Source organism: Rhodococcus sp. EPR-157, assembly GCF_001647195.1.
GTDB lineage: Bacteria > Actinomycetota > Actinomycetes > Mycobacteriales > Mycobacteriaceae > Rhodococcoides.
In genome coordinates this window covers 1-5,221 of the sequence record NZ_LVCV01000375.1, presented here as the reverse complement: position 1 = coordinate 5,221, position 5,221 = coordinate 1, and the positions used below count along the sequence as shown (strand labels likewise).

Below are 5,221 nucleotides of genomic sequence, written 5' to 3'. Positions count from 1 at the left end.
ACGGCAGCCCTGTCCGAGGAGTGTCGGGCGGTACCGACCGCCTGACGCGCCTGCTGGGAGAGCTGCTCGTCTCGACCGATTTCAGCGGAAATCAGACAGTTCTGCGCACCCCACCAGGTGCTGCCGGCTATCTGGCCAGTGCGCTCGACCGAGCCTCTCTCCGAGAAATCGTCGGAACCATTGCAGGGGACGACACCATCCTCCTGATCGCCAGGGAGCCGTTCACCGGCGGCGATTTGGCCGACAAGATCGAAAAACTGGCCCGACGCGCTGACTAGCGCGGCGGCCGAACTTTTACCAACTAAGGAGTACACACACCATGGCCGAACGCGTCGTTCTCGCCTACTCGGGCGGACTGGATACCTCCGTCGCCATCAGCTGGATCGGCAAGGAGACCGGTAAGGAGGTCGTTGCCGTCGCGATCGATCTCGGCCAGGGCGGGGAGGACATGGAGGTCGTCCGGCAGCGCGCACTCGACTGTGGCGCTGTGGAGTCCGTCGTCGTCGACGCCCGCAACGAGTTCGCCGACGAGTACTGCCTTCCCACGATCCAGAACAACGCGCTCTACATGGACCGATACCCGTTGGTGTCGGCCATCAGCCGTCCGTTGATCGTCAAGCATCTCGTCGACGCGGCTCGTTCGCACGGCGGAACCGTCGTAGCTCACGGCTGCACGGGCAAGGGCAACGACCAGGTGCGCTTCGAGGTCGGCTTCAACACACTCGCCCCCGAGCTCGACGTCCTCGCGCCGGTCCGCGACTACGCGTGGACACGCGAGAAGGCAATCTCGTTCGCCGAAGAGAACAAGATTCCGATCAACGTCAGCAAGAAGTCTCCGTTCTCGATCGACCAGAACGTGTGGGGACGGGCAGTCGAAACCGGGTTCCTCGAGGACCTGTGGAACGCCCCGACCAAGGACGTCTACGACTACACCCAGGATCCGACGGCCAACTGGCAGTCGCCCGACGAACTGATCATCGGTTTCGACAAGGGACGCCCGGTCAGCATCGACGGTCGTCCGGTGTCCGTGCTCGACGCGATCCAGGAGCTCAACACCCGTGCAGGCGCGCAGGGCGTCGGACGCCTCGATGTCGTCGAGGACCGTCTCGTCGGCATCAAGAGCCGTGAAATCTACGAGGCTCCTGGTGCGATGGTACTGATTCGTGCGCACGAAGAGCTCGAACACGTCACCCTCGAACGCGAGCTCGGCCGCTACAAGCGCCACACCGACCAGAAGTGGGCCGAGTTGGTCTACGACGGTCTCTGGTATTCCCCGCTCAAGGGCGCTCTCGACACGTTCACCACGCACACCCAGGAGCACGTGTCCGGCGAAATTCGCCTTGCGCTCCACGCGGGTTCGATCATCGTCAACGGCCGGCGCAGCGAGGAATCGCTGTACGACTTCAATCTTGCAACCTACGACGAGGGCGACACGTTCGATCAGTCCTCGGCCAAGGGGTTCGTCCAGCTTCACGGTCTGTCGTCGAAGATTGCGAAGAAGAGGGACCTGGGCCTGTGAGCGAGCCGCACGGAACCAACGAAGGATCGCTCTGGGGCGGACGCTTCGCGTCCGGTCCCGCCGAGGCGATGGCAGCGCTGAGCAAGTCGACGCACTTCGACTGGGTACTCGCGCCGTACGACATCCGCGCGTCCATGGCGCACGCACGCGTTCTCAACGGTGCAGGTCTCCTCACCGCGCAGGACCTCGAGACCATGCTCGACGGTCTCACGCGTCTCGCCGCCGACGTCGCGTCCGGCGCGTTCGTCGCGGCCGAATCCGACGAGGATGTGCACGGGGCGCTCGAACGCGGTCTGATCGACCGGGTCGGCCCCGAAGTCGGTGGACGCCTGCGAGCGGGCCGCTCGCGCAACGATCAGGTCGCGACGTTGTTCCGTATGTGGCTGCGCGACGCTGTCCGCCGAGTCTCGGCCGGAGTGCTCGACGTCGTCGACGCCTTGGCGACGCAGGCTGCCGCCCACCCGGCAGCAGTCATGCCAGGCAAGACGCACTCGCAGGCAGCACAGCCGGTTCTGCTTGCGCATCACCTGCTGGCCCACACTCACCCCCTCTTACGCGATGTGCAGCGGTTCCAGGACTTCGACAAGCGAGCTGCGGTGTCGCCGTACGGCTCCGGAGCGCTGGCCGGATCCTCGCTCGGGCTCAGCCCGGAAAAGATCGCCGCCGAACTCGGTTTCGATTCCTCCGCGGAGAACTCGATCGATGCCACGTCCTCGCGGGATTTCGCGGCCGAGGCGTCGTTCGTGTTGGCGATGACGGCAGTCGACCTGTCGAGGCTTGCCGAAGAGATCGTGTCGTGGAGTACGCCCGAATACGGCTACGTCACTCTCGCCGACGCATGGTCCACCGGCAGTTCGATCATGCCGCAGAAGAAGAACCCGGACGTCGCAGAACTGACTCGCGGCAAGACCGGGCGTCTGATCGGCAACCTCACGGGTCTGCTCGCGACGTTGAAGGCGCAGCCTTTGGCCTACAACAGGGACCTCCAGGAGGACAAGGAACCGGTCTTCGATTCGGTCGCGCAGCTGGAACTGCTGTTGCCTGCGCTCGCCGGTCTGGTCGGCACTCTCGAGTTCCATGTCGATCGGTTGGCCGAATTGGCTCCGGCCGGTTTCACTCTCGCGACGGACATCGCCGAGTGGATGGTGCGTCAGGGCATCCCGTTCAGGGTCGCGCACGAAGCGGCAGGCGCCTGCGTGAGAGCGGCGGAGGCACGCGGTGTCGGTCTCGACGAACTGACCGACGAGGAACTGGCAGCGATCGACCCGTCGTTGACGCCCGACGTCCGCGAGGTGCTGACCGTCGAAGGATCCATCTCGTCCCGAGACTCCCGGGGCGGTACCGCGGCAGTGCAAGTGGCGCACCAACTCGGCGGAGTGCGGTCCGCAGCGGAGGCGGCACGAGCGTGGCTTGCCACCGGTATCCCGGCACGCTGACGCACCAATAGATCAGGCTCGCCGGATTCAGCGCAGGCGGTGTGAGAAGCTTCTGGCAACGCAGTGAATGGGCGGTCGGGAACCGGGCCGTGAACGCAGCGATCGAGCGCAGGAGTTGTAGTGGTTGGACTGAATGCAGACGCGGTCCGCGGACCGTTGCGGCGCGCCGTCGCGACTGCACAGAACGGGCTCGAGGTCATCCGTCTCGGAGGCCTCGAAACCGAGGTCGATCCGTCTCCCTTCAAGGTCGTCGATCGTGAGCCGATGTATCGGCTACGTCGGTACTTTGCCGACGAGAACGAGGGCGTGTCCAAGCCCCCGGTCGTGTTGGTTCCGCCGATGATGGTGTCGGCCGACGTCTACGACGTCACCACGGAGAACGGTGCTGCCGGCATCCTGCGGGACATGGGTCTCGATCCGTGGGTGATCGATTTCGGGTCGCCCGACAGCGAGGAAGGTGGGTGGAGCCGCACGCTCGCCGATCACGTTGTCGCGATCAGCGAGGTCATCGACAAGGTCCACGAACACACCGGACGCGACGTGCATTTGGGTGGATACTCGCAGGGCGGCATGTTCTGCTATCAGGCCGCCGCCTACCGCGGTGGGCGAAATCTCGCCAGCCTCATCACATTCGGCGCACCGGTGGACACACTGGCTGCATTGCCGCTCGGGATTCCCGCCGGCGTCGCAACGCGGGGTGCGGAGTTCCTGGCCGATCACGTGTTCACCAGGCTTGCTGTGTCGGGTTGGATGGCACGCACCGGTTTCCAGCTGCTCGATCCCGCCAAGACAGTGCGCTCGAGGCTCGATTTCCTCCGGCAGTTGCACGACCGGGAAGCGCTCCTGCCTCGTGAGCCGCAACGACGGTTCCTTGCGCTCGACGGGTGGGTCGCATGGTCGGGTCCGGCCGTTGCCGAGTTGCTCAAGCAGTTCGTGGTGCACAACCGCATGATGACGGGCGGTTTCGTCATCAAGGACCGACTGTTGACGTTGTCGGATCTGACGGTGCCGGTCTTGGCGTTCGTCGGCGAGGTCGATGATATCGGTCAGCCTCTGGCCGTTCGCGGAATCCGCCGCGCCGCTCCGCGTGCCGAGGTCTACGAAAGCACTTTGCGTGCAGGTCATTTCGGGCTCGTTGTCGGAAGCACCGCGACGGCGCAGACGTGGCCGACGACCGGCGAGTGGATTCGGTGGCGTGAAGGCATGGGGGAGCGACCTAGCGCTGTACACGAGATGACGTACGACGAGCACCTCGATTCGGAGAGCGGCGTGTCGGTCAGCAACCGAATCATCCACACGGCGGCCTCGATCGCGGAGGTCGGTGTCGGCGTCGGTCGCGGCCTCGCTGCGGCGGCGACAGGTGCGGTTCGCGGAACCCGGGAAATCTCGTCGGAGGCGGTTCGGACGCTGCCTCGTTTGGCGCGCCTCGGCCAGATGCAGCCGCACTCGACCGTCTCGCTCGGACGCCTGCTCGCCGAACAGGGCCGCAAGTCACCTGCAGGTGAATGCTTCTTGTTCGACGACCGGGTGCATACCTATCAGGCCGTCAACGTCCGGATCGACAACGTGGTCAAGGGCTTGATCGCTTCGGGTGTACGGCCGTCGGCGCGCATCGGGGTGCTGATGGAGACGCGGCCGAGCGCACTGGCGGCGGTCGCCGCGCTGTCGCGCATCGGCGCGATCGCGGTGCTGTTGCCTCCGGGCAGCGACCTCGAGGGCGCGCTCGCGGTCATGGATGTCGATACCGTGATCGCCGACCCCGAAAATTTGAAGTCGGCGACGCTCGTTGCTGCGAACGTTCTCGTCCTCGGGGGCGGCGACGCTCGGCAACTCGACATTCCCGGTGGCTCGGATGTCATCGACCTCGAAGCGATCGACCCGGATTCGGTTCGACTCCCCGCATGGTTCACGCCGAATCCTGGCCGTGCGCGGGAATTGGCGGTGGTGCTGTTCACCGCAACGGATCGCGGGCTCGAGCCTCGCTTCGTCACCAACCACCGGTGGGCGCTGTCGGCCTTCGGCACTGCAACTGCAGCAGCTCTCGGTGCCGGGGACACCGTGTACTGCCTGGCTCCACTTCACCATTCCGCAGGACTTCTGGTCAGTGTCGGTGGCGCCCTCGCCGGGGGTTCGCGCATCGCGTTGTCCCGCGGACTCGATCCGACGCGGTTTGCCAGTGAGGTCTCGCGCTACGGCGTCACGGTCATCAGCTACACGTGGGCAATGATGCAGGGAATCCTGGACGAAGAGAATCTCGATCTCGACC

General features: G+C 65.2%; 3 protein-coding genes and 1 pseudogene. All 4 read left to right on the top strand.

All coding sequences use genetic code 11. The annotated features are described in order from the left end of the window. Positions 1-278: pseudogene (locus A2J03_RS17155) on the top strand (arginine repressor); the annotation flags it as partial. 41 nt (positions 279-319) lie between these two features. After that, positions 320-1,519 (top strand): argininosuccinate synthase, encoded by a 1,200-nt coding sequence (locus A2J03_RS17150; RefSeq protein ID WP_068376186.1) that lies wholly within the window; start codon positions 320-322, stop codon positions 1,517-1,519. Next, a complete protein-coding gene (gene argH / locus A2J03_RS17145) occupies positions 1,516-2,955 on the top strand; it encodes an argininosuccinate lyase (RefSeq protein ID WP_068376184.1) in 1,440 nt (479 codons plus the stop codon). The genes A2J03_RS17150 and argH overlap by 4 nt, the downstream gene beginning before the upstream one ends. Positions 2,956-3,075: 120 nt before the next feature. Next, a partial coding sequence (locus A2J03_RS17140; RefSeq protein WP_068376181.1) for an AMP-binding protein occupies positions 3,076-5,221 on the top strand: 2,146 nt, incomplete at its 3' end.

Coding starts and splice junctions, on each gene's coding strand:
- A2J03_RS17150 (WP_068376186.1), top strand. CDS start 320: ATGGCCGAACGCGTCGTTCTCGCCTACTCGGGCGGACTGGATACCTCC.